Consider the following 24,850-nt stretch of genomic DNA (forward strand, 5'->3'; position numbering starts at 1 on the left):
ATGCGCACACCACGCCGGAGAACCATCACTGCGGCCGTTCTGAGCCTGACCGTGGCCGCGGGCCTCGCGGCCTGCACGAACGAGTCCAAAGTGGCCGCGGTCGACCGCACCCCCGAGAAGGCGGCCGCGGTCGACCAGGCCCTGCACGACGCCCTGCCGCAGAAGATCAAGGACTCGAAGAAGCTCGTCGTCGTCATGCCCGGGGTCAACCCGCCCTGGTGGAAGAAGAGCGGCGCCGACTACACGGGCGCGGCGGCCGAGCTGACCGGCAGGCTCGGCGAGGTCCTGGGCGTCGGGCTCGAATACGTCCCGGTGAACGACCTCGCGGGCGCGTTCGCCGCGGTGGCTTCGGGCCGGTACGACGCCGGGTTCAATCCCTACGGCGACACCGGCAAGGCGACCAATGTCGAACTCGTCGACGTGGTCCGCGAGATCGTCCCCTTCCTCGTCCCCAAGGGAAACCCGAAGAAGATCAACACCCTGAGCGAGATGTGCGGCCGTTCCGTCGCGGCGCTCGGCCCCGCTGGGATGGGCTCGGCGTACGCGGTCCTGACCGATCAGTCGAAGAAGTGCGAGAGCGCCGGAAAGCCGACGGTGAACATCGTCGCCCTGAAGTCGGTCCCCGAGGGCGTGCTCGCGGTCAAGTCCCGGCGAGCGGACGCCTTCTTCGCCTCCGGCGCCCCCCTGTCGTTCTACGCGTCCACTTCGGACGGAGCGCTGGAGCTGGCCGGGAAGGAGACCGCGAACGGCTTCGACAACCTCTTCCAGGGAATGATCCTCCCGGTGAAGTCGCCGCTGACGCCCACCGTCCTGGGCGCGTTCCAGAAGCTCTTCGACAACGGCGACTACGACCGGATCATGAAGAAGCACGGGCTGACCGAGCAGATGATCGACGCCCCGGGCGTCAACCTCGCGAAGACCGGGAGCTGACCGGTGAAGACCGCTGACGCGGACGCCGCGCCCACCACCGACCAGAGCAAACCCGCCTCCCGAACCGACATCGCCGACGCCCGCCGGGCGCCCCAGCCCTGGACCTGGGTCACCGCGCTGCTGGCAGGGGTCCTGCTCGCCCAACTCGGCACCATGATGGTGCGCAACCCGAACTTCGAGTGGGACGTCGTCGCACGCCACCTCTTCGACACCCGGATTCTGCACGGCCTGCTCGTCACCTGCTATCTGACGGTGCTGGCGATGGCCATCGGCGTGATCTTCGGCGGCGTACTCGCCGCCTTCCGCATCACCGCCAACCCGGTACTGCGGGCGTTCGCGGCCGGCTACATCTGGGTCTTCCGGGGCACACCCCAGCTCGTCCAGCTGATCTTCTGGTTCAACATCGCGCTACTCATGCCGAAGATCGGCATCGGGATACCGTTCGGGCCCGTCTTCTGGGAGGCGGACGCCAACGCGGTGATCACCCCCTTCTTCGCAGCCGTCGTCGGACTGGGGCTGCACGAGGCGGCGTACCAGGCCGAGATCTACCGGGCGGGGCTCCTCGCCGTCGACGAGGGCCAGACGGACGCGGCGCGCTCGATCGGTATGAAGCCGATGACGATATTCGTGAAAATCAGGCTGCCGCAAGCGATGCGGTTCATCGTGCCACCAACGTTCAGCCAGATCATCGGGATGACCAAAGCGACCTCCCTGGTCAGTGTGATCGGCGGCGCCGAGCTGCTTTTCTCGGCACAGGAGATCTTCAGCGACACCTTCCAAACGATCCCGCTGCTGATCGTCGCCTGTATCTGGTACCTGGTGCTGACCACGGTTCTGAACTTCTTCCAGTACTTCATCGAGGCGTACTACGCGAAGGGCGCCACCCGCGCCGTGCCGACGAACGCCGGGACCTGGATCGCCCGGCGGGTCTCACGACTGCGCTCTCGCGGCCCGGAACGAACGGAGGCGAACCCCCAGTGAGCGATCTTCCCCTGCTGTCGATCCGCGATCTACACAAGCGCTACGGCACGACCGAGGTGCTCCGCGGTATCAGCCTCGATGTGGCCCGCGGCGAGACCGTCGCCGTCCTCGGCGCCTCGGGGTCCGGCAAGTCCACCATGCTCCGGTGCGTCAACCACCTGGAGCGGCCCGACAGCGGATCGATCTCGCTCGGCGGGGAACTGGTCGGGTTCACCACCACCCGCCGCGGACCGCGCATGCTCACCGAGACCGAAATCGCCCGCCAACGCAGCCGTACCGGCATGGTGTTCCAGAACTTCAACCTCTTCCCGCACTGGACCGTGCTGCGCAACGTGACCGAAGGTCCGGTCCGCGTCCGCGGCCTGGACCGCAGCGAGGCACGGGAACTGGGCCTGCGGCTGCTGGCGACGGTCGGGCTCGAAGAACGGGCGTCGTCGTATCCGAAGCATCTGTCGGGCGGGCAGCAACAGCGGGTCTCCATCGCACGGGCGCTGGCGATGGACCCCGAACTGCTGCTGTTCGACGAGCCGACATCCGCCCTCGACCCCGCCAATGTCGGCGAGGTGACCTCGGTGATGAAACGGCTCGCCGACGGCGGCTCGACCATGATCGTGGTCACGCACGAGATCGGCTTCGCACGGGCCGCTGCCACCCGGGTCGTCGTCATCGCGGACGGACTGGTCGTGGAGGACGGCCCCACCCAACAGGTGCTCGACGCGCCGCGCAGCCCGGTGACCCAGACGTTCCTGGAGAACACGCTGTACGGGGCGCGGACCACCGGCGCGAACGAACGGTGAGCCAGAGGTGAGGGCACACGACGGCGGCCACGGGCACGAACGGCGAGCGAGCGGGCGACAATGACGGCGACAGCGCACGGCACGGACGACGGGACACCGGACCGGGACGGCCGGCCCAGGCCCGGGAAACCACCCGGACTGACCCGGCTGACCACGGGCATCCACGACCCCTCCGCCCGAGGCATCGCCTCGCACGTCGCGGAGCTGATCCGCTCCGGCGAACTGACGCCGGGCGACCGGCTCCCGCAAGTACGGGCGCTCGCCGGGGTGCTACGGGTGAGCCCCGCGACGGTGTCGTCGGCATGGGCGCTCCTGAAGAAGCGGGGGCTCATCGTGGGCACCGGCAAGTCCGGCACCCGGGTGACCGGCCCCGCCGGTCTGGTCACCCACATCGAACCCGCGTCGATCGTCCCCGCCCGCTCCGACCTGCGGCTGCTCTACCCTGATCTCGGGCTGCTCCCGCTCCTGGCGCCCGCCCTGGCGAGCGCCGCAGACCTGCCCGGCCTGGACGAGTACTACGACTCGCCGATCCTGCCCGCGCTGCGCGCGGTGGTCGAGCCGGGCTGGCCGTACCGGGCGCAGGCGTACGCGGTCGCCAACGGCGCTTCGGACGCGGTCTGGACGGTGCTCCAGTCGCTGTCCGTCCCCGGCGATCGCATCGTCGTGGAGAGCCCGAGCCAGCCCCAGATGCTGCACCTGATGAACGATCTGGGACTGACCGTCATCGAGGTGCCCTATCTCGACGACGGTCTGTCGACGGCGCGGCTAGCGGACGCGCTCAAGACCCGTCCGGTGGCGGTGTTCTTCCAGCCGCGGGCGCAGATCCCGACGGGATTCGCCACCGTCGAACGCCGGGCCCGGCGGATCGCCGCCCTCGTCGGAAGGCTGCCCTCGACGGTGGTGGTCGAGTACGACGATCTCAACTCACTGTCCTCGAAGGAGCTGTACAGCGTCGGGCAGCATCTGCCGGAGCAGACCATCCACATCAAGTCCTACGAGAAGTCCTACGGCCCCGACCTGCGGCTGGCAGTCGTCGGCGCTCCCGCCACGCGGATGAGCCTGATCCACGCGCAAATCCGGCTGACCCGGCAGTGGACCTCCCGCATTCTCCAGAACGCGCTGGCCTGGCTGCTGGAGGACGAACGGACCAGCGACGGCATCGCCCGCGCCCGGGACGTGTACGCCGAGCGGCTGTCGGTGCTGACAGGGCTGTTGCGGGACCGCGGTGTGGAAGCCACCGGCTCGGACGGATTCTGCGCCTGGATACCGGTGCGCAGTGAGGCACGCACGGTGGACTATCTGGTTTCCCACGGTGTGCTGGTGCTGGCCGGGGCCACTTCCTACCCCTCGCGCGGCCCCGCCCACATTCGGGTGGCGACCTCACGCATGGAGCCGGCGATGAGCCACCGGCTCGCCGATCTCCTGGCGGAGTCGACCACGATCCCAGACTGATGGCACAGCGCGGCGGGCAGGGTCTGGTGGGGGCCGCCGCCCCTCAGGGACACAGGGGGCGGCCCGGCTACCGGCAGCGTCCGAACCAACCGCGGTCCTTCCCAGCCTCCTCCACCGGGAGGCGACCATGGTGGGCGTCGACGCGATCGTCGTCTCCTACGTCAGCACCCCCGCCGTTCGCACCATTGCCGCCGTCAGACTCATCACCGCCTAGCACCGGTACCGCAGGTGACGACGGACCGGCGGGCCCGGGTGCGGCTGTTTGAGCGGGTGCGGGCGGTCCCGTACGCGACGGACGGCGCGCACGCCGCCGCCGAGCTGGTCACGGTGGGCCGGGGTGACTGCCTGGCGAAGTCCGCGTACCTGGTCGACGGATTCCGGGCACCGGGCTGTCCGGCGCGGCGGGTGCGGTGGCTCTACCACCTGCCCGACCAGCCGCGGAGGTCCGGCTTCTCCGGTCCCGCGAGGACGTCCAGTCCGCGGCCGAGGTCCTGATCGACGGACGCTGGACCCTCGTGGACGCCACACACGATCCGGCGCTCGCTGCGGCCGGGTTCACGGTCGCGGAGTGGGACCGGCACGGCGGCGTACACCGTCCTGGCCTACCCGCCGGCCGGGCCGCAGCGGCGCCCCGGGGATGGGCCGGAGCCCTCGCCGAACGGCGGCGTGCCCGGCCCGGGATCCGGCCGGACCGGTCTACCGGCAGGCGTTCAACGCATGGCTGTCGGTCCGCTCGTGGCCAAGCGCGGATGACTGAAGCGCTGTGAAGATGATCTTGAATGGGGCAGATCCGGAGCCCCGAACGGGACCGGTTCAGGAGAAGGACGGCGCCCGAGGAGAATGACTCAGGAGGCGGACGGCTCGATCTCCCCCGCGAAGACGATGACCTGGTCGATGAGGCTCCGCCGCAGATGGACGACGTCCGTTCCCGCCAGGCGGGGGCCTCCATCCGGCGTCGTGAAGACCCACTGGTACCGGGCCCACTCGCCCGGCATGTCCACCGCCGAACAGCGCACCATCGTGCCGGTCCCCGCGGGGTGGCGCCGGAGGTCCAGCACGAACCGCTCGACCGCCTCGATCCCCTCGCTGCGGCCCAACGGCCCCCAGAAGACCACGTCCGAGGTCAGGGCCTGGGAGAGCAGCGCAGTCACATAGCTGTCGTCCGAGGCGTTGAACGCGGAGATGAACGTGTCGATCGCGGACCGCGCGGTCTCTTCCTGCATGCACCAGTAATACCAGTCGCCTCGCGGACCGCGCTCGTCCAGTGAGGCCCCGGCCACAGCACTAGTTGCCCTTCTCTGGGGCGCCGAGGGTTGTGTGGGCGTGGCAGGCGGGGCATTCTCGCGCCCTGAGCAACGGCTTGTCGAGCTTGGTCGCGGGTGAGGGAACGGCTGTTGTCGGCGGGGTACCCAGCAGTCGCCGATGTGGACGCCGATGGGTCCGGTGATGTTCTTCTCCAGCACCCGGTCCGGCGGGGGAGGTACCGGGCGTGGAGGTCCGGCCGGGGCCGGATGGGTCGCCGGCCGACCACGGCCGGGCTGACTATTGCGGGCTGCGCGTTGTTCGGCTTCCCGTATCCAGCGTTCAGTCCGTGCGAGTTCCTGGGCCCGGACCCGGCGCAGGAAGCGCAGCGCCTCCAACCGCTGCTCGGTATCAGAAGCCGTCCCGCATCTACGGTGCGTGACGAGAGTTGAGGTGTGCTCCGTTTCGGTCACCAGGTGGTCGAAGGCGGGCCTGACTCGCCCTCAAGTACGCGGTGACCAGCAGTGCGAAGGCTTCCTGGGTGTCGCCAACGGGGGTTTGGGCGCGAAGGACCCGGCCGCCCAGATGGGTGGAGTTGGTTTCCAGGGAGGAGGGGGCTGGCAGGGGCCGAGAACCCGGCGATGAGCAACACCGGTCTCCACGCGGCGAGTGGGGACGGCACGCGTGACCCCTCTGCCCCAGGCCCCAGTCCCCACCCAAGAGTGGGGCCTGGGGCCGCATGTCAGAACAGGTCGTCGATGGTGACGATCTCCTGACTGGCCACCGTCACCGGGTTAGCGGCGTCGGCTGCGCACGACCATCCAACTGCCGAGCCCGAGCAGCAGGGCTGCGGCCAGTACGGTGGCCGAGATCTGGGCACCGGTTTTGGGCAGGAACCCACCCGGCCCCTCGGATTCCGGCGTAGCCGGCGGGTCGGTCGGGTTCTTGGTGCACAGGGGGTTCTCGGGGACGCACTCGGTCGGCGGTTCCTGACCGGTGAGGGTGAGGAAGTTCCCGAGGTGGTGGTCTCCCTGGTTGTCATGGGCTTTGATTTTGACCTGGTAGGTCACGGTCGCGGTCTGGTCGGGTGCGACGGTTCCGGTGATGAGTAGGGTGTTTCCGGCTGGTCCGGTCACGGTGAGCCCGTCACTGGCGGTGATTCTCCCTGCCCATGTGGCGTCGTCGAGTACGTCGGCGAGGTGGTCGGTGTACTCGACCGGGGCCGGTCCGCGTCCGGTGTTGGTGAACGACAGGGTGTAGGTGAGGACCTGTCCGTCGTCGACGGTCGTGCCCGTCCGGGGGTCGACCGACTTGGCCGGGGCGATGTCTCCGACGGGGTTGGTGGTGCAGTCAGGCAGTTTCCCCTTGCCCGGCTCGCACACCGGCTCGGTGGGCGGCTTCTGCGAGGGGTCGAGCAGGTAGTTCGCGAGCACGTTGTCGCCGCGCTTACCGGTCGGGTTGACCTTGACGGTGTAGGACACCGTGACGGTCTGCCCGGGCTTGAGCTGACCAGTGATCCGGATTCGGTTGCCGTCCCTGGACACCGTGAAGGCGTCGTCGGAGGCGACCGGTTCGCCGGTCACGGTGGCGTCGTCGAGCACGTGGGTCAGGTCGTCGGCCTTGTCCACGGCGCCGGTGGCTTTGCCGGTGTTGGTGAACGTCAGCGAGTAGGTCAGCTCTTGGCCGGGGACCACGGGGGTTCCGGAGGCGGGGTTGACCGACTTGGTGTCGACGATCTCCGGGATCGGGTGCTCGGTGCAGGACACCCCGTCCTCACCGCACTGAGGAGCGGTGTTCTCGGTAGCCGCGAGGACATTCCCTAGCCGGTTGTCTCCACGCTTCCCGTCGGGCTTCACGGTGACCGTGTACTTCACGGTCACCGTCTGACCGGGTGTGAGGGTGCCGGTGACCCGGATGATCCCGTCCTGACCGGACGTTGCCGACAGGGCAGGGTCCGACGAGGTCGGGGCTCCGGTGAGGTCGGCGTCGTCGAGCACCTTCTCCAGTTGGTCCGAGTGGTCGACCGGACCCGCTGCTTTGCCGGTGTTGGTGAACGTCAACGTGTAGGTGATTTCCTGATCCGCGAGGACCGTCGAGCCGGACTCGGGGTTGGAGGATTTCACGGCGGCCACGTTCGGCAGCGGTGTGACGGTGCAGTTCGCATCCCCCTCGGCGCACTCCGACGGCGGCTGTTCGCCGGTGGGGATCAGGAAGTTGTCGGCGGTGTTGTTGCCGCGGTCGGCTTCGTCCTTGACCGTCATCTGGTAGGTGACGGTGACGGTCTGTCCCGGCTGGAGTTCTCCGGTGACCGTGAACGAACCATCGGTGACCGGCGAGACGCGGAGCGCGTCGTCGGAGGCCACCGGGTCGCGGGTCAGGTCGGTGTCGTCGAGTACATCGGTGAGGATGTCGGTGTGGCCGACGGCCGACGGGGCTTCCCCCTGGTTGTCGAAGGTGAGGGTGTAGGTCAGCACCGTCCCGGTCTCGACCGGGGCGGTGTCGGCAGAGACTGTCTTGCCGGTCAGGAGCCGCCCGATGGGGGTGACGGTGCAGTCCGGACGCTGCGCGTCGTCGGGCCGGCACACCGGGTCGGTCGGCGGGACCGGCGGGTTCTGCGGGTCGTCGGGGAGCAGGAAGTTCGCCGCGATGTCGTCGCCGCGCTTGCCGTCCGCTTTTACCGTGACCCGGTAGGTCGCCTCGTAGGTCTCTCCCGCGGGAACCTCACCGGTGATGGTGATGCGGTTCCCGTCACGGGCGGCCGTGAGACCGTCCGAACTGGTGGGTTCGGTGGTGACGTCCGCGTCGTCGGTCACGTGGTCGAGCAGATCGACGCTCTCCACGGTCGCGGGTGCTTCACCTGTGTTCTCGAAGAACAGCGTGTACGTCAGCACCGTCCCGGCAGCCACCGGAGTCCGGTCGGCCTCGACGGCCTTCCAGGAGTCCAGCAGCGGCACCGGGTGCTCGGTGCAGGAGACGCGCTCGTCCTCACAGTCCGGGTCGGTCGTGCCGGTGGGAGCGAGGACGTTGCCCAGGCGGTTGTCCCCTCGTTGCCCGTCCGGCAGCACCGTCACGGTGTAGGTGACCGTGCGTGTGGCGCCGGCGGCCAGTTCGTCCACGTTCCAGGTGATCGTGTCATCCGATGCCCGGACCGCCCGGCCGTCGTCGGCGTCGGTGAAGGACCCGAACGTGGCGTCGTCGAGGACGTCGCTCAGGTTGTCGGTCAACGCGATGCCGTGGACCGGGTACTGCGAGTCGTTGGCCACGGTCAGGGTGTAGGTGATCGTGTCCCCGGCGTTCACGGTGGTGCCGGATGCCGGGTCCGAGGTCTTCGACAGCGTCCACTCGCCCTGACGCGGGTCGTTCTCGATCTTCCCCAGGTCGAACAGGTAGCTGCCGCGGTCGACGTCGGCGGGATCGACGTTCACCTCGATCGGGTCCTCGAGGGGCAGATGTCCGGACGGTGCCGTGGTTTCGGTGAGCGTGTAGTCGCCCCATGGGATACCGGCCAGGCGGAACTGCCCAGCCGCGGGGTCCTGATCGGCACCCGAACACGGCGCGTCGGTGCAGTCCGTGATCGTCAGCGGCCATCCGTCGGGCATCTTCTCGCCGTCCTTGAGCACAGGGGCGAGGGTCCACTCGGAGCCCGCGAGCAGGTCCCCGGTGCGGCTGTCGGTCTTCTGCCAGGCGACGTCCGGCAGGAGCTGCAGCCCGACGGCCGATGCCTCGGTCGGCAGGATCGGCCTTCCCGAGGATGCTTCGACACCGGCGACGGCGGTGTTGTTCCATGCGATGCCGTCGAGGTCGGCACTTGTGGTCGTGTTCGGGCCTGCGGCCTTGACGGCGAGCACGGCGCTCTCGGAATCTCCAGGGGCGAAGACCCGGGACCCGAAGTCGATGCGCAGGGCGGTGACCGCTTCGTAGTCGCCGCCGGGCGGCGTGGCCGCCCAGTCGTTCGCGCAGCCGGCGGGTGCGCTGTTCACGGCGCCGCCGCCGGTACCGGCGAGGTCGCCGCGGCACGGGTTGGCGCTGGTGGAGTACCGCAGCGTCGCGCCCGCGGGCGCCGTGACCGGCCCGGTCAGGTGCACCGGGAACGCCGAGTCCCGGGCGCCCTGGGCGCCGGGGAGGATCAGGGAGTCACCGATCCGGGGCAGCATGTCGTAGGCGACCACGTTGCGGATGTCCACCGATCCCGGGTTCGCGACACGGATGGCGTACTCAGCCTCGCCGGACAGATCGGTGGCTCCGACGCCCCGGGCGCCGATCGGGTCAGCGTCGTAGGCGCCCTGCACCGTCTTGCTCGTGTTCACGCCGGCAACGGGGAGGACGTTGAAGCTCGCGGAGGCCAGGCACCCGATGGCGGCGGCGCGGTCGGTGGTCGGCTTCAGGTCGGCGTCGACGAGTGTCCCCTGCCCGCACTGCAGGTAGGTGTCGGGCACGCCTGGCCCGCCTTCGGCGCCGGTGAGCAGGTAGTTGTTCGTGTAGACGCCCGCAGGGACACCCTGGTTGACGCGAACCTGGAACCGCACATAGGCGGTCCGGCCCAGGGTCGCGAACGAGGTGATCTCGGCGTCCGGGAATGTCACCGTGACCCGTTTCCGCCGCTCACCCAGGTAGTCGACCGTCTCGACGGCGACGTCGGGTTCGCCGAGCGCGGCCACGAGCGGCGCGTCTCCTCCCGCGTCGGGAACGATCTGGAGCGAGTCCTCGACCATGGTGAGCGCGGCCGGGAGGTACTCGGTCACGGTCGGGGTGAAGGTCGACGCGTCGAGGACTGCTTGGCCTGCGTTCCATCGCGACCGGTTCATCGCGAGATCGACGGTGAGCACGTCGCCGGTCTGCACCGCGGGGGTCGCGGGGCGGGAGCCTTTGGGGATCGCGGGATCGTACATCGACTTGACGGGTCGCAGCGTGAACGGGTTCGTCATGACCTGCCGGTAGCCGCAGATACCGGCGTTGCTGTCCGCCGTCTGCGGCTCGTACGGGCGGTACTGGCGTCCGCCTTCGAAGGTGATCACGTTCTCGAGGGGGCAGTTCTCCACCGTGACATACCAAGGGTGGACGTCGGAGCGGTCCACATCGAGGTTCGGGTTGGTGTACACCGTGTCGACGTTGCTGAACGGCACATCCTTCGAGACACGGCCGTGGATGAAGATGCTGCCGCCGCCGAACGCGGGGATCTCGGTGTCCACCTCGATCTTTGTGATCCACTCACCCGCGGGCACCGGGGTGGGCGTGGTGCTGTTGGTGCCGTCGCAGTAGCGCTTGGCGGTGTCGCTCATCGACGTGCCCGCGGCGATCGTGCACGATCCGGTGCTGCCGGCGTTCGTCGTCCAGTTCACTTGCGACTCGGGCAGGTACCTGTCCGCGGAGAACTGCAGATCCACGAACGCGGGGGTGGCGCAGTCGATGTCGTTCTCGTCGGTCGGCGAGGTCAGCCCGCACGGCATCATGTCGGTGAACGTCCACCGGCCCGCGGTCGGCTCGTCCGAGGTGCCGCTCAGGGAGTAGATGTTGTTGTTCTGGGTGTGCACGGTGCGGTAGAGCGGCGATCCGATCGCGAAGTCGTAGCCGGGCCTCTTCTCGACGCTCGCACCGGCAGCACCCTCGCGGAGGGCGTGCGAGGTGGAGTCGTCCGAAGAGAGCGTTTCGGAGGACTGGCCCCACGCGTTCGCGGTGGCCACGACCGAGTTCGTGACCGCGCTCGGGTCCGGGTCGGCGCTGAACTCTCCATCGGGGTAGACGGCGGTCGCCCTCAGCGGCGTACCCGTCCAGGTCGTACTGCCGGAGTTCGGCGTGCAGGCATAGGGCGGGGTGTCGTAAATCGAGGAGCCGAGGCTCCAGGTGATGGTGTTCGCCGCCGAGTCGTACACGCCGCCGTGCGTGGCGCTCACGAACCGCGCCCCGGTGGGAAGAGTGTCGACCACGGTGAGGTTCTCCAGCGCCTGCGTTCCGAGTTCGGAGCAGGCATCCGCCATCTTGCGCGCATACCCGGTGGGAGCGCCCGTGGTGGGGATCTGGGAGTCGTAGCCCACCAGGATCGAGTAGGTCACCTGCTGATCTACGTACGGGACGCCGGTCGGGCTGTGCTTGACCTTGGCGACGTTCAGGGAGATGTCGGAGGTCACGGTCGTGGTCGCCGAATCCGTGACCGCCGCCGTGCCGGTGGCCGCGAAGGTCACCTCCGGGGTGATCGTCGCCCCATCGGGTGTGACGGAGTTCGGCGGGGTGAGCGTGAAGGACACAGTGTCAGAGGTACCGGTCGTCACGGTCGCCGGGAACGTCCACACAAGCGTCTGGTCCGGGGCGGTGCCGACGATCGTGGCCGCCCCGGGCACGACAGCCCCGTTGATCTGGAGCGAGCTCTGGCTCGTCACCGTCAGCGGAACACCACCGGGGAACGCGTCCGACGACGCCAGCGCCGTCGGTACCGGAACCGAAATCTTCGCGCCATCGCACGTACCGCTGCCGCTACACGTCCACTGCACCCGGAACGACGCACCCTGACCGGACCGCACCGTCTCCGAGACCACCTCCACCGACACGTTCAGCGTGCCACCGGCGGCCTGCGCCGGCGTGTAGGCAAAGAGAATCGGCACAGCGAGTAGCAACGCGAGTACCGACCTCAGCGTCATGGGAAGGCACCCCCCTCTCCTTTCGCGCGCCATCGTCCAGAAATGCCACCCGGAGGCGTGCGTGGCTATTCGCATCGAGGTTCCCTCTCCCCTTGTTTGGCACTGCCCGTCGACCAGAGCACAACCACAGGACGGGACCCTCCTTCCAAAGCGGGTCCCCGACCTGAGCGATCTGGCGAGCACTCGGGATCAAGCTATGGATCGATCGGCCCCAAACCCTTAGCGACTCGCGCAGAAGAACACGGAAATATCACCTGAACAAGTGAAATTTTCGGTCCTGCTTGCACGCAGGGGGAGCTGCCGAGGGCGACGCCCAGAAGGAGATGCTCCAGGCCGCCGCGCGGGCCAGCAAGATCCGGCGGAAGGCGTTGGCGCAGCTCACGGCCGTCCGCAGCAAGGACGCCATGCGGACGGACCCCGAGGACGAAGTCATCGTCCACCGGATGCTGGAGGCGTACTTCCAGCACTACGAACGGATCGCCGCCGAACACGACGCACCGGCCATCGGGCGCGAGATCGCCGACCAGCGGCGGGCCTGGGCCGAGCAGCAGCGCTTGGCGGGGTTGGGCCCGACCTGGCTGCTCGAGTTCGCGACCGAGGGGGAGCTCAACTCGATCGTCAAGAGCTTGGAGGGTGAGGGATCGGCCGAGGAGATCACCCGGGCCACCTTCGAGCGCGCGGCCGTGAGGCGATGGCTGACCTTGCAGGGCCACGACATCGATGAGGACGACGTCCAGCCCCGATGGCCACCGACCCGCGGTTCGGCGTCATCAGGCAGGACAGCAACGTCATCTGATGGAGTGAGCGGTGCCGGTTCCAGGCGGCCCGGGGACGACACTGAGGGGTGCCCACCACCGACCCGGAGGGAAGCACGATGAGTGACCCGACCCGCTCGCCGTACCAACTGGATGCGGACGAGGGGCCCCAGAGCATCGGCGAGCTGAAGACCGCCCTCGCTCCGTGGCCCGACCTGCTGGCCGCCTTCGCCGCCGAGTTGGAGGCCGCGCCGTTCCACCGTGAGGGCGAGGAGCTTCTGCGCGCGGTGGGTGTGGGACGTGATCAGCGCGTACCGGGTCGAGTGGATGGCGAAGGTCCACCCGGACATCTTCCAGGCCGTCGCCGACGACGAGGCCGGGATCGACAACGGCGTCCCGCTCGACGTCGTCATGGCCGAGTACGACCCCGACCCCTACGAGCGCCGGGACGAAGGGGAGGCGGCGTGACGTACAAGGCCGTCCTCAACCCCCAGGCCCAGCGCGCCCTGGCCGGCCTCGTCCCGCAGCGGCGCACCGCGCGATCCACGAGGCGATGCGTGGACAGCTGTCCACGAACCCCCTCGCGGTGGGCACACCGGAAGGCAGCGGGCCGGACGCCCTGCGGAAACTCGCCGTGAAATCCGCCGGAGTCACGATCGGCTACCGCGTGATCGACGCCCGGGTCGAGGTCCGCGTCGTCTGGCTCCTCGGCTGGCCCTGAGCGCGAACGTGCTGTCCGGTTGAGCAGGCCGGCCCCGCCCCTGGGCGAGGTCGGGGCCGGGTGCGGGTTCAGATCCGGCCGGAGACCCGGAGCATGTACTCCTTGCGGTCCAGGGCGTTGATGCCGCTGTTCCGGCGGACCGGGGCCGGAGTGGGGGCCGGCTGGAAGCTGTGGAAGCGGGTGTGGAGGGTGCCCTCGCCCTGGGTGAGGCCGGGCAGTTGCTGCTCGAAGTCCTGGACGGTCCGGGCGGGGATGACCCCGTCGACCAGGCAGGTGCTGCCCCGCGCCGTGGTGGTGTGAGGTGTGCCCCCGCATTCGACGAGGTTCAGCAGGACGCTGCTGATGTTCTCGGCCGGTACCTCCACTTCGAACGCGTTGACGGGCTCCAGGACGCGGGTCCCGGCCTGGCGGAGCGCGTTCATGAGGACCAGCGGGGTGAGCTTGCGGAAGTCCCCCGCAGCGCTGACGGGGGCGGCGAACCCGCTGTGGGTGAGGGTCACCACGATGTCGATCACCTCCCACCCGTACAGGCCCTGCGCCAGTGTCGAGCGCACCGATTCCTCGATCGCCTTGTGGAACGCATGGGGCAGCGAGCCGACTTCTACCGACCGGCGGAAAACGATGCCCGAGTCCACCTCACCAGGCTCGACCCGCAGTCCAACCGTGGCCCAGAACAGGTTCCTGCCCTTGCGGTCGATCTCCTCGACCGCCTCCCCGGTCCCGGCCGGCCTTTCCACGCAGATGGTGCGGGTGCCCTCGAACTCGACGTCCAGCTTGTACTCCTCGGCGAGGGTCGCCTTGATCACCTCCTTCTGCACCTCCCCGTAGAGGGAGACAGCGATCTCCTGCTCGCTGTCGTCCTTGCGGACGTTGATCAGCGGGTCCTGATCGGCCAGTCGCGAGAGTGCCTCGTAGAGGTCGGGCGTGGCACCCGGCGCGGTGGCCTTCACGATGCTTTCCAGGCTCGGCGACGCGAACAGGTGCTGCTCCCGCAGACCATCCGCAGTACCAACCTGGTCACCGATCCGGACCCCCTTCAGGCCCCTGACCTTGGCAATGTCGCCCGCGACCGCATCTCTCCCGGCCGTAGCCGAACCCTCGTCGAAGACCTCGACCGCGCTCGCCCGACCGGTCAGCTCGGTCAGAGCGCCCTGCCGGTTGCGCCTGTAGAAGGAGACTGCGGTGCGGGCCCTGAATTTGCCGGAGTGCACGCGCGCGTAGGCGATCTTCTCCCCGGCCCAACCACGTTCGATCTTGAACACCGTCGCCCGCAACCCCTCACCAGCCTGACCAGGGGTGCCCGCGAAGAAACGGGTGACCGCGCGGGTCAGCTCAGGGATGCCGGCTCCGGAGACGGCCGAGCCGAAGAACACCGGGCACACCCACGCCCCACCGGTCTGGCGGACCAGCTCGTCGGTGTAGTCGTACGCGGTGAGCGCCGGGCCGTCGCCGAGGAAGCGGGCCAGGAAGCGGTCGTCGTGCTCGGCGAGGACCTCGGCCAGCTCGTCGGTGAAACCCTCCTCCCCGATCCGGCGGAGGAGGGCGCGCGCCTGGCGGGTGCCGGGCTCCTCGACCCGGGTCATCGCCACGAGGGAGGGTGCCAGCTCGGTACGGATCGATTCCAGCAGGTCTCCGTAGCGGGCACCCGCGCGGTCGATCTTGTTGACGAAGATGATCACCGGCATGCGTATCCGGGCCAGGGTGCGCATGAGCAGGCGTGTCTGCGCCTGGACACCCTCGACGGCGGAGATCACGAGGATCACTCCGTCAAGCACGCCGAGGGCCCGTTCCACCTCGGAGATGAAATCCGGGTGGCCGGGGGTATCGATGAGATTGACCTTGGTGTCGCCGACGGTGAAGGACACCACCGCCGACCGGATGGTGATGCCGCGCCGGCGTTCGAGCTCGTGCGCGTCGGTCTGGGTATCACCGTCATCGACCCTGCCGATCCGGTCGATGACGCCGGTGCTGTACAGCAGCCGCTCGGTCAGGCTGGTCTTACCGGCATCAACGTGCGCCAGGATGCCGATGTTCACGGTGTTCATGACGTGCAGTCCCTAGTTCTTCGGTTTTCGCTTGCATAACCGGAGCAACTCGGATCTTTCGGGGCACGCCACTTCTCCTTCACACGTCGTCACTGCAGACTACCGAGGCCTCGCCGGGGCCTCACCTCATTATTCAGGCCGCCACGCACGGGGTATCCGCAGACGCCATGTCCCAGCACCTGATGTACATCGAATCACGGCATAAGCGCATGAACCGGCAGCAGGGTCGACTGGCCTCACCTGGGAGTCGGGGGCGGATCTCAGCGCCGTGGAAGTCGCGGGGGATCCCGTACAGGGCACCCACCTGTTGTGGCGAATCGAGCGGCTCAAGGCCCGCCGGGTCCAGGACGTGCTGCCCGATGGCAGCTGCCTCGCCCGGATCGAGGCGAACAAGCACAGCAAAGCGTCCGGAACCGTCAAGACCCCGCCGGCGCTGGTCCGGGTGATCGCGTACCGCGTGTACACCGATCGCGTCGAAGTCCGCGTCGTCTGGCTCCTCGGCTGGCCCTGGACACATCGTGCGCACTGCCCTCGGACTCCGCGCAAGGATCCGCGCCCCTCCCGGACCAGACGGCCCAGCCAGGAGCCAGTACCGCCGACCACTCCCCAACCGATACCGTGCACCCACTCAACGCACAACCCGCAGTCGCACCAAACACAACTGAATGAAAACCCTCATGACCGCCAGCAAAAGCCCAGGTCAACAAGTGTCGGCCCCGCGCTGCGGGGATAGTCACGCGATCGGACACCTGGTGGAGTTTGGAGACATGCCGGTCCCGGGTAGCGCGGACGCTCCTCAATTTCGGCTCCATGACCACGGCCAAGGAGGGTCGGCCCGGGGCCTGGCGTCACGGGAGTGCGCGAGGAGCCGGCCCCGGCCGGGCAGCCTGCCGCGCCCCGGCTGAGGGAGTCCCGGGCTATCCGGCCGAACTGGGGCGTGTCCGGCGGGTCATGGGGGATCAACAGGAGAGGCGCAGGTCACGCACCAGATTTATGGGTGCGCTCCATGGTCGGCCCCATGGCAGGATTCATGTATGCCGAATGTTGCCGTGTCTCCCAAGGTGTCTATCGCGTACGAGAGCTTCGGCGACCCCGGGGACGCACCCGTCCTGCTCGTGATGGGTTTCGGTGCGCAGATGCTTGCCTGGCACGAGGACTTCTGCCGGGCACTGGCGAACCGCGGCCGGTACGTGATCCGATACGACAACCGCGACTGCGGGCTGTCCACCAAATTCGACGAGCACCCTGTCGACATGGGTAAGTTCATCGCCACCGTCAGCTCGGGTGACATTCCCGCCGCCCTCTCGATGGTTCCCTACCGGCTTCGCGACATGGCCGACGACGGACTCGGCCTGCTCACCGCGCTCGGTATCGACCGCGCCCATGTGGTCGGCACCTCGATGGGCGGGATGATCGCCCAGACGATGGCCCTCTCCTCCCCGGAGCGGGTGCTGACCTTGACGTCGATGATGTCCTCGACCGGCGAGAGTGAATACGGCCAGGCCAGCCCAGAGGCTCAGGCGGCGCTGTTCACCCCGACACCGACGGACCGCGAGGGATACGTCACGGCGGTGGAGAAGGAGCTGGTGTGGGCCTCCAAACGCTACGGCGACATCGCGGCTCTGCGTGAGCTGGCGGCCGCAAGCTACGACCGCTCGTACTACCCCGCGGGGATCGGGCGGCAACTCGGCGCGATGATCCTCAGCGGTTCACGCGCGGACGCACTCCGTGAACTGCGGGTGCCGACGCTGGTGATCCATGGCCTGGACGACACGCTGATCGCCCCCAGCGGCGGAAAGCGCACTGCGGAGCTCGTGCCTGGTGCGGAACTCCTGCTGATCCCCGACATGGGCCACGACCGCCCCCGCGAGCTCTGGCCGGAGCTCATCGACGCCGTGATATCCCACACCAGCTGAGTAGGTGTCCGCAGCACCTGCGGCCTGGGCAACGCCAAGTGCCTGGAGGAAAACGGTTTGCCTGGTATCGGTGCCCGCTCGGGTAGTCGGCCCCGCGCAGCGGGGATGGTCCGACGTCTGTGGCCCCAGACCCGTCTACTCGTCTGTTCGGGGTCTGGGGCCGCAGACGTCTTCGCGTTGACGGGCCGGGGCCTGGCTGAAGCTATGTCAGGTGTTCTTGGTCTCCATGTAGGAGTCCGGCACCGTGACCTTCGCCCAGTAGTTGGAGACGTTGCAGCTCCGGAACTGATGCGAGACGTAGACCTGGTACACCCGCTTCTTGATGCCGATCTTGTAGCTGACCCGCTTGCGGGCGAGCACGATGATCATCGTGGTCTTGAGCCAGACCCGGACACCGTCCGCGGCCGTACCGCCAGGGGGAAGCGTCCCCGGGTCGGGGTGTGTCAGCCCCGGTGGTGCGGCTGCGGACGGAATCTCCCGGGCGTGGAGGCGTGCGTTGTTGGTGATCCGCCGGTCCGGCGGATCACGGGATGTGGGCGGCAGCAGCTTCGCGGGGTTCTGTACCTCATCTCCATATTTGGTTGCGGTGTCAGTGGAAGCTGCGGAGGAAGACGTCCGTCCTCCCATTGGTGTCACCGGGCACGATGTCCTCGGCCTCGGACTGGAAGACCACATCGCGCCCGCCCGCGCTGACCGCGTCGATCCCGGCCGAGGCGGGCTGGGCGGAGACGGTCTCGTCGGTGCCCGTCTGCAGATCGCGCAGGGTGAGCGACGACGGTCCCGCCGTGCCCGACGGGGCATGCAGCAGATAGCGGCCGGTGGGATCGATGGCCACGCCCCGCACGTTGGGCACCGATTGAGTGGTACCCGAACCGGTGTCGTAGACAAAGGTGTCGGGGCCGGAGAGATAGACGACCTTGCTGCCGTCGTCGCTGAGCTGGACGAGTGTCGCCGCCCTGGCGGGGCCCTCGATCGGGCCGGCGGGGGTGCCGTTGGTCCGGTCCCACACGAAGACGTCCTGCTCCCCGCCGTCCTGGTAGGCGAGGTGGTAGGCGTCGTCGCTGAGGGACGGCCGCGACGGCTGGGTGTTGTGGATGATGTCGATGGTGTACGTGTTGTTGCTGGCCCAGTCGATGACCTCGATGCGCTGGTTGGGCTCCGGCGGCCTGAAGCGGACGCTGTAGGCCAGGCGCAGGCCGTCCGCGCCCACCGACATCTCGCAGTTGTAGGCCGTGCAGCTGTGGCCGATCGAAGCTCCCGTGCTGATCCGGTGCAGGCGGATCATCTCGCCTCTCATCCATTGCACCGGATAGCCGACGAATCCTCCGTCACCGCTGATCCCCGGGGGTTTGAGCGGCTCCTCGGTCCCGAGCCGCGTGGTCTGCCCCGCCTGCCGGTCGCGGAGGTACACCCTTCTGGCCGCCGTCGTGCCGCCGGGGATGAGGTTCCCCGCCGACGACGTGAAGACGACCCGATGGCCGTCGGGCGTGATCGAGGCGTCGACGGAATGGCCGTTGGCCTGGGTACCGTCGGTCGCGACGCTGATCCTCTCCACCCCGGTCACACGGACGCCCGTGGCGCCCGTCTGGGCCGCGGCGGCGCCCGGCGGCACCGCCGTGACCGTGAAGACCGCGACCGTCGCCGCGCTCAGAACGGTCCGCATACGCCTGGTGGTACCTGTCGTGCCGCGGTGCGGGTTTCCTCTCACTGTTCCCCCAGGCAGGTTCCGCCTCCGGTTCCCCACCGGAGGACCACCAGCATGCAACCGCGCCGGAACGGTGGAGTCAATGCATCAGATGACGTACCGAGGAACACGATCGAGACAGACAGCGACAGCGGGCGACCTGCCCCACCGGCACCTCCCACGCCCCCAACTCCCGGAACACTCGCGGCAGAAGACATGTCAGTTCCCGCAGCGCGGAAAAGCAGGGATTGATCCCTGCTTCTCGGGCCCCAGGCGGTGGAGGCGCTCACCCGCAGAGTCATGCGGGCCGGCCTGGCCCACCACCGCAGTACGGCAATCGGCATCTTGGGGTACCCAAGTCCGTTTCGGACGTGAGTGGCAGAGGGTGCGGGAACCCCGGGGCCACAACGTTCTCACCGAGAGCAGCGGTGAGCCGCCGACGTCGTCTCAGGACGCCAGTCGGCGGCTCACGTGCGCGGGGTTTCTCAGACGGTGGTGGCCAGCCAGCCGACCTGCTCGGTGGTGTGCTTGCCGTCACTCACCACGCTGGCGTTGACCCTGACCTCGTTGAGGCGGATCAGGAAGCCCTGCTCGTTGACGTTGTGGACGCGGATGCCAGGGGTGTCCGGACCGTTGAACGTCTGCGTCAGCGGCAGCACGATGACCTCGGACCCTGCCGGGAAAGGGGTAGGGAAGGTCACCCGGGTGAAGGTGGAGGTGTTGCCGCCGGCCGTCTCGACCGCGTTGTCCGAACTGAGGCTGATCTTGCCGGTCTGGATCATCGTCATGGACTGCTACTCCTGTGTTCTCGTACGTCCGGACCCGCATTTCGGAGCCCGGCGCCGGGCAATCTATCCATGAAAAACGCTGCTTATGCGGCTATCCACCTGACGAGTGATCCACTTCCGGCCACGCCGCCGATCGCTGTGCACCGATCTATCCACGACGGGCGGCCGGCGTCGACAGAAGCGCGCGGGTCGGGTGCGCAGCTCCGGCCCCGGCTACGCCGGACGGGACTTGTCCTGCACAGGCACCTCTCCCGCTCCCGGGAAGGCCACGTCGCCCATCGCAAGAGCGGCAGCGCGGATTCCACCGGCAACACCGAAGTCGGCACTGGCGAGTTGGGCGGCAAGGGCGGAGCAGCCGGTGCGGACGATCCCCAATGATCACGACTACGGCCGCGGCGGCAAGCGGCGACGGTGGTCGGGGAGCCGAAGTCTCGGGCGCGGAAGGCGCGGACGGAGAGGGGGTCGGGGACGGCACCGCCGGTAAGAACGGAGGTGACGGAGCCGTAGTCATCACCTACTGACGAACCCGGAACACTGTGTGCCCCGGTCATGGCTCCTGGGCACACGCATCAACTGCGGGGCGCCCGATGCTGCGGAACACCCGGCATCGGGCGACAGGCCGGTTCCGCGAACGCCACTTCGCCAACGACCCATCAGGGCCGATCGACGCTCAGGGGAAGTAGGTCCCGCGCCGCGGGGGTGTTTTCTGAGTTGGGTGGTGGTGGGGCTTCGATGCGTTTGGGGGCTGGGTGTGGGGCGGCGGGGCCTGGCCGTATAGCTCCCGCCGCCGTTGCCGGAATTCAGGCCTCCCGCCGCCCGGAACCTGTTCTTCTCCCGTGACCATGACGCTGGCCCGGGCTCCGAATGCGCCGCTGTCACCGATTCGGCGCGCGACAGTCGCCTCCAGGAGGTCACCGAGCGCCGTCGGTTGACGGTCGTGCGGTCGTACGACGAACGAGCCGGATGCCACTTCAGGGAGGGGGGATCGCGTCCTCCCCGAGTGCGGCCGGCTTCCGTGACCGTCACCAGGTCCGCCCGCTCCCCGTTCGCCGGGTGGACGACCTTCACCAGGCCCGGGTCGTGCGGCCGGAGGTGGGCTCGCAAGAGGCTGAGCTGGTGACCCGGGCCCTGCTCGACGCCCGCGACGAGGACCTCGCCGTCCTGCTCGTCGACACCGAACAACCCCCGGGTGCAGGCCCTCTACGAGTCCTGGGGCTTCCGCCCGATCGGTGAACGGCAGTTCTTCGCCGACTCCCCGCTCTACGCCGTCATGCTCGCCGGGCTGCCGCTGGCCCGCGTCGGGGGCGGGAGGGCCCGGCCGTCTGAGGCATCCCGCTCGGGGCATGCGTCCGGTCGGCGGAGGCGTACCCCACCGCCGTCCGGGGCTCCGTACCACGAGACGCACACCTCACCGCCCGCCCCGCGAAGACCGTGGTTTTCCACGATGTGGGGCGGGGGTCCGCTCCTGCATGATCATGACACCGATGCCTGCTCCGGCATCGGCCCATGCCCGGACGCAGAACGAGGTTGTGAATGAGAAGACCCTCTGCACGGACCACCGGCCGACTGTCGGCCAGAAGAGCACCCCTGCGGCTCCCGCTGACCCAGGTGATCTGCCTCAGCCTGCTCGTGGGACTGCTCCAAGCCCTTTTCCTACCGGCGACGCCAGCGGTGGCCGCCGTCTCGGACCACGCCGTGGGAACCTGGAACACCCACGCCAAGGGCGCCAATCTGGATGCGGCCCACGCCATCGTCACTCGGAGGAACCTTGCCCTGATGGCGTTGCAGGAAGTGCGGGACAGCGCGCTTCCCGGCACCCCGGGGACCCCCATCACCGTGAACCGCATCAACCCCCACAGCCCGCCCGGAGCGAACCCGGTCACATCCACGGTCGATCAGTCCGCCTGGACCGTGAACGGGACCACCCTCCACCTCTACCGCATCAAGCACAACTACCCGGACTCCGAGTACCGCCAGAGCAGCAACCGGTCGATCGCGGTCATCTCCCGGCGGCAGCTGGCAGCGGGGGACCTCCGTGTGGTGGTGCCCCGGAAGGACCGCAAGAACAAGCTGCCGTTCCTCGCACTGGGCGTGAAGTACGTCGACGCCTGGTTCTACTCGATCCACGCCACCACCCAGGCACCCCGCGGGGACAACAACGCCGACCTGCTGGTCGAGGACATCAGCATGGCGCAGGAGAGCGCCACCGACCCCCACAAGAACAACTGGGCGGCTCTCGGGGACTTCAACCGCCTCGCCGCAGGCAAGCCGGGTACGAGCGCGAACGAGAAGCCGCTGAAGGACAATCTCGTCCTGGACCCCGGAGAAAAGATCATCAACTCGGGAAGGGCCACCTATGCGTCGAAGCGCGGCGCGGTGACCAGCAGCGCGGAACTCGACTACATGTTCGCCCGGGGTGCCGCGAACGCGTACAGGGCCACCCGTGTCATCCAAGGGGGCAGCGATCACCGTCCGGTCGTCTTCTCGACGGCCACCGTGAACCCGGGCGCCTGCACGGTCCCGCCCGCCCCGGCCGTGGCCTCCGGGGCCCAGGCCGACATCGACCCCTGCCCGATGCCTGCGGTACGCGCGGAGGCGATCGTCTCCATGGGCGACAGCTTCATCTCCGGCGAGGGCGGCCGCTGGGCGGGGAACGGCAACACACCGGATGCCGGGGCCTGGGGCACGGACCGTCGGGCGAACTGCCCCCCGGGCGAGGACTGTGTGTACGGGAACACCGCGGTCGACCCTCCCGGGAACGGCTGCCACCGCTCCGACATCGCCGAGATCACCGGGTCCGACGTCGACGACATCCCCAGGGAGCAGCGCTTCAACCTCGCCTGCTCCGGGGCCACGACCGACCATGTGATCGATCAGGGCTTCAAAGGGGAGGCACCACAGGTCAACAGACTCGGGGAGCTGGCCAGGGACAACGACGTCAATCTCATCGTGCTCTCCATCGGCGGCAACGACCTGGACTTCTCCGGGATCATCAAGGACTGCGCCCTCAAGTACCTGAACCCGGTCCCGAGCACGTGCGAGGCATCACGGGAGCCCGGTTTCGCCGCTGCCCTGGATACCGTCCGGGGCAAGGTGACGGCCGCCCTGGAGAAGATCCGGGCCACCATGAGGGCCCAGGGCCGGGGCCCGGAGAGCTACCGTCTGGTGCTCCAGTCCTACCCGAACCCCATCGCCCCGGCCAGTGAGAACCGCTACGCGCAGGGGCCCCTCTACACGCGCTACGCCCAGGGCGGCTGCCCCTTCCGTGACAGCGACTCGAACTGGGCCGCCCACTCGGTGGTACCCAGGATCAGCTCCATGCTGCGCACGGCGGCCGGTCTGGCGAAGGCCACCTTCCTGGATCTTCAGCAGACCTTCGCCGGCCACGAACTGTGCTCGGTATCGGCCGCCCAGTCCACCGGCAACGCGGGGGTGACCCGGGACAGGGCCGAGTGGGTGCGCTGGGTGCCGTATCTCACGGAGTTCGGCAACGGCCCGCACCAACAGGGCCACCAGCAGGAGGCGATCCACCCCAACGCCTACGGACAGGAGGTGCTGTCGGACTGCCTCACCCAGCTCGCGTCTTCCATGGCCTCCTTCCCGCGGAGCGCCTACAGCTGCATCCTCTCCGTCGGAACGCCAAGGGTGATATCGCAGCCGGGCGACCGGGAGGGATTCGTCCGCGTCCGCAATATGAAGACGAACGAAGTCCTGGACGCGAACGACGGCAGCGCGGACGCCTGGGCGGTGACCGCCCCGCAGGACGATACGAAGGAGAGCCAGCGCTGGCTCATGCGCAATATGCCCGAGATACCCGGGGACGCGGCCGGGATGTCTTTCCAGGCCCAGCACAACAAGCGGTATCTGACCTCGGATTCCTCCCGCTGGGCGTTCCTCGGCGACCAGCCCCGGGGGTGGACGCTCTCGGGTGTCGGGTTCAGTGAGAACGAGGGCACTCTCGTCACCGATCTGCCCGACCCCACGGGCGCCCGGATCGTCTCCTGCCTGATCCAGGACCCCGCCGAGGGGATCATCGGCAGGAAGTGGGTGAGCCGCAGGCTCTGCGACGAGACCGACCTCCAACAGATCTGGCGCATCGAACGGATCGAGGCCCCCGAGCCCCACTATCCGCTTCCGGAGCTCGCCGTGATGCCGCTCGGGGACTCCATCACCGTCGGCGTGGGCCACTCCAGCTGCCCCACGACTGCGGATCGGCCGAACTGCCAAGGCTATCGGGTGGGCCTCCGCGACAAACTGGGCGCGGACGCCGCCAAGGTGAACTTCGTCGGTTCCCGGACAAACGGCGGTCAGAAACACGAGGGCTATTCGGGCTGGACGGTCGAGCAGATATCCAGGGATGTCGAAAACTGGATGGTGGCGGCTCAGCCCAACGTGGTCACGCTGCACATCGGGTCCAACAACGTCGAGCACAACGTCGACCGGGCCAACGCCCCCGCCAAGGTCGGAAAGCTGCTCGACAAGATCTTCGGCGCCGCTCCGGCCATGACCGTCGTCATCGCCCCCATCGTGCCCAACAGCAAGACTAAAGATGGGCAACCGATGCAACCGCTGGTGGACGCCTTCAACACCGCGCTGAGGGGTGAGGTCGCGGCGCAGAAACTCAAGAACCGCAAGGTGGAGCTGGCCGACTTCAGCGCCATTGGCAACAGCGATCTGGCGGACGGCCTGCACCCCAACAGCAGTGGCTACGCCAAGATGGCAGACGCCTTCTACGCCGGAATCAAGCGGGCCGCCGCTGCGAACTGGATCACGGAGACCGTGCCCGTCACACCGCCACCGCCCGTATCAGGTGCCCGTGGTGACTACGACGTCGATCTCGACGGTGACGGGAAGGCCGAGTATCTGGTGCTCGGACCGAACGGATCGGTGGACGCGTACAAGTACAC

General features: G+C 68.4%; 17 protein-coding genes and 1 pseudogene. 12 read left to right on the plus strand and 6 right to left on the minus strand.

Annotated features, from left to right (window positions below):
* The 5 genes from NBG84_RS20975 to NBG84_RS20995 all read left to right on the plus strand — a co-directional run bounded on the left by NBG84_RS20975 (position 1) and on the right by NBG84_RS20995 (position 4,655).
* Positions 1–930 carry a transporter substrate-binding domain-containing protein gene (locus NBG84_RS20975; protein WP_250921070.1) on the plus strand — a complete coding sequence of 310 codons (930 nt, stop codon included), beginning with the start codon at positions 1–3 and terminating at the stop codon, positions 928–930.
* A 3-nt stretch (positions 931–933) separates the two neighbouring features.
* Complete coding sequence (locus NBG84_RS20980; RefSeq protein WP_250921071.1) at positions 934–1,911, plus strand: amino acid ABC transporter permease; 978 nt, start codon at positions 934–936, stop codon at positions 1,909–1,911.
* Positions 1,908–2,708, plus strand: a complete 801-nt coding sequence (locus tag NBG84_RS20985; RefSeq protein ID WP_308312093.1) for an amino acid ABC transporter ATP-binding protein — start codon at positions 1,908–1,910, stop codon at positions 2,706–2,708. The genes NBG84_RS20980 and NBG84_RS20985 overlap by 4 nt, the downstream gene beginning before the upstream one ends.
* Before the next feature lie 60 nt (positions 2,709–2,768).
* Positions 2,769–4,160 carry an aminotransferase class I/II-fold pyridoxal phosphate-dependent enzyme gene (locus NBG84_RS20990; protein WP_250921072.1) on the plus strand — a complete coding sequence of 464 codons (1,392 nt, stop codon included), beginning with the start codon at positions 2,769–2,771 and terminating at the stop codon, positions 4,158–4,160.
* 228 nt (positions 4,161–4,388) lie between these two features.
* On the plus strand, positions 4,389–4,655 hold the full coding sequence (locus NBG84_RS20995; protein WP_250921073.1) for a hypothetical protein: 267 nt from the start codon (positions 4,389–4,391) through the stop codon (positions 4,653–4,655).
* A 350-nt stretch (positions 4,656–5,005) separates the two neighbouring features.
* Here the strand turns inward: NBG84_RS20995 and NBG84_RS21000 are convergent, their stop codons facing one another.
* Both NBG84_RS21000 and NBG84_RS21005 read right to left on the minus strand, forming a co-directional pair.
* Positions 5,006–5,383: a nuclear transport factor 2 family protein gene (locus tag NBG84_RS21000; protein WP_250921074.1), complete on the minus strand. Its 378-nt coding sequence runs from the start codon at positions 5,381–5,383 to the stop codon at positions 5,006–5,008.
* Positions 5,384–6,196: 813 nt separating this feature from the next.
* Positions 6,197–12,034, minus strand: a complete 5,838-nt coding sequence (locus NBG84_RS21005) for a DUF7927 domain-containing protein (protein ID WP_250921075.1) — start codon at positions 12,032–12,034, stop codon at positions 6,197–6,199.
* A 281-nt stretch (positions 12,035–12,315) separates the two neighbouring features.
* On the opposite strand from NBG84_RS21005, the gene NBG84_RS21010 reads away from it, so the two are divergent.
* From NBG84_RS21010 to NBG84_RS21020, 3 genes are all read left to right on the plus strand, one after another.
* Complete coding sequence (locus tag NBG84_RS21010; RefSeq protein ID WP_250921076.1) at positions 12,316–12,912, plus strand: hypothetical protein; 597 nt, start codon at positions 12,316–12,318, stop codon at positions 12,910–12,912.
* 177 nt (positions 12,913–13,089) lie between these two features.
* Positions 13,090–13,257: a hypothetical protein gene (locus NBG84_RS21015; RefSeq protein ID WP_250921077.1), complete on the plus strand. Its 168-nt coding sequence runs from the start codon at positions 13,090–13,092 to the stop codon at positions 13,255–13,257.
* A gap of 85 nt (positions 13,258–13,342) precedes the next feature.
* Positions 13,343–13,510 carry a hypothetical protein gene (locus tag NBG84_RS21020; protein ID WP_250921078.1) on the plus strand — a complete coding sequence of 56 codons (168 nt, stop codon included), beginning with the start codon at positions 13,343–13,345 and terminating at the stop codon, positions 13,508–13,510.
* Positions 13,511–13,578: 68 nt separating this feature from the next.
* On the opposite strand, the gene NBG84_RS21025 is transcribed toward NBG84_RS21020, so the two are convergent.
* On the minus strand, positions 13,579–15,555 hold the full coding sequence (locus NBG84_RS21025; RefSeq protein ID WP_250921079.1) for a GTP-binding protein: 1,977 nt from the start codon (positions 15,553–15,555) through the stop codon (positions 13,579–13,581).
* Between the two features lie 1,034 nt (positions 15,556–16,589).
* Here NBG84_RS21025 and NBG84_RS21030 point away from each other — a divergent pair.
* Positions 16,590–17,471 (plus strand): alpha/beta fold hydrolase, encoded by an 882-nt coding sequence (locus NBG84_RS21030; RefSeq protein WP_250921080.1) that lies wholly within the window; start codon positions 16,590–16,592, stop codon positions 17,469–17,471.
* Between the two features lie 207 nt (positions 17,472–17,678).
* Here the strand turns inward: NBG84_RS21030 and NBG84_RS21035 are convergent, their stop codons facing one another.
* The 3 genes from NBG84_RS21035 to NBG84_RS21045 all read right to left on the minus strand — a co-directional run bounded on the left by NBG84_RS21035 (position 17,679) and on the right by NBG84_RS21045 (position 19,943).
* On the minus strand, positions 17,679–18,098 hold the full coding sequence (locus NBG84_RS21035) for a hypothetical protein (RefSeq protein ID WP_250921081.1): 420 nt from the start codon (positions 18,096–18,098) through the stop codon (positions 17,679–17,681).
* Positions 18,061–19,134, minus strand: coding sequence for a hypothetical protein (locus tag NBG84_RS21040; protein WP_250921082.1), 1,074 nt, complete (start codon positions 19,132–19,134; stop codon positions 18,061–18,063). Before NBG84_RS21040 ends, NBG84_RS21035 begins: the two co-directional genes overlap by 38 nt.
* A gap of 506 nt (positions 19,135–19,640) precedes the next feature.
* Complete coding sequence (locus NBG84_RS21045; RefSeq protein ID WP_250921083.1) at positions 19,641–19,943, minus strand: hypothetical protein; 303 nt, start codon at positions 19,941–19,943, stop codon at positions 19,641–19,643.
* Between the two features lie 374 nt (positions 19,944–20,317).
* Between NBG84_RS21045 and NBG84_RS21050 the strand changes: the two genes are divergently transcribed.
* The 3 genes and pseudogenes from NBG84_RS21050 to NBG84_RS21060 form a co-directional block, all read left to right on the plus strand.
* Complete coding sequence (locus tag NBG84_RS21050; RefSeq protein ID WP_250921084.1) at positions 20,318–20,464, plus strand: hypothetical protein; 147 nt, start codon at positions 20,318–20,320, stop codon at positions 20,462–20,464.
* Between the two features lie 586 nt (positions 20,465–21,050).
* Positions 21,051–21,234 (plus strand): annotated as a pseudogene (locus tag NBG84_RS21055) (N-acetyltransferase); the annotation flags it as partial.
* 242 nt (positions 21,235–21,476) lie between these two features.
* Positions 21,477–24,850, plus strand: a 3,374-nt coding sequence (locus NBG84_RS21060) for a GDSL-type esterase/lipase family protein (RefSeq protein ID WP_250921085.1), incomplete at its 3' end; no start/stop codon positions are given.

Origin of the sequence: Streptomyces albipurpureus (genome assembly GCF_023701525.1) — a bacterium.
Lineage (GTDB): Bacteria > Actinomycetota > Actinomycetes > Streptomycetales > Streptomycetaceae > Streptomyces > Streptomyces albipurpureus.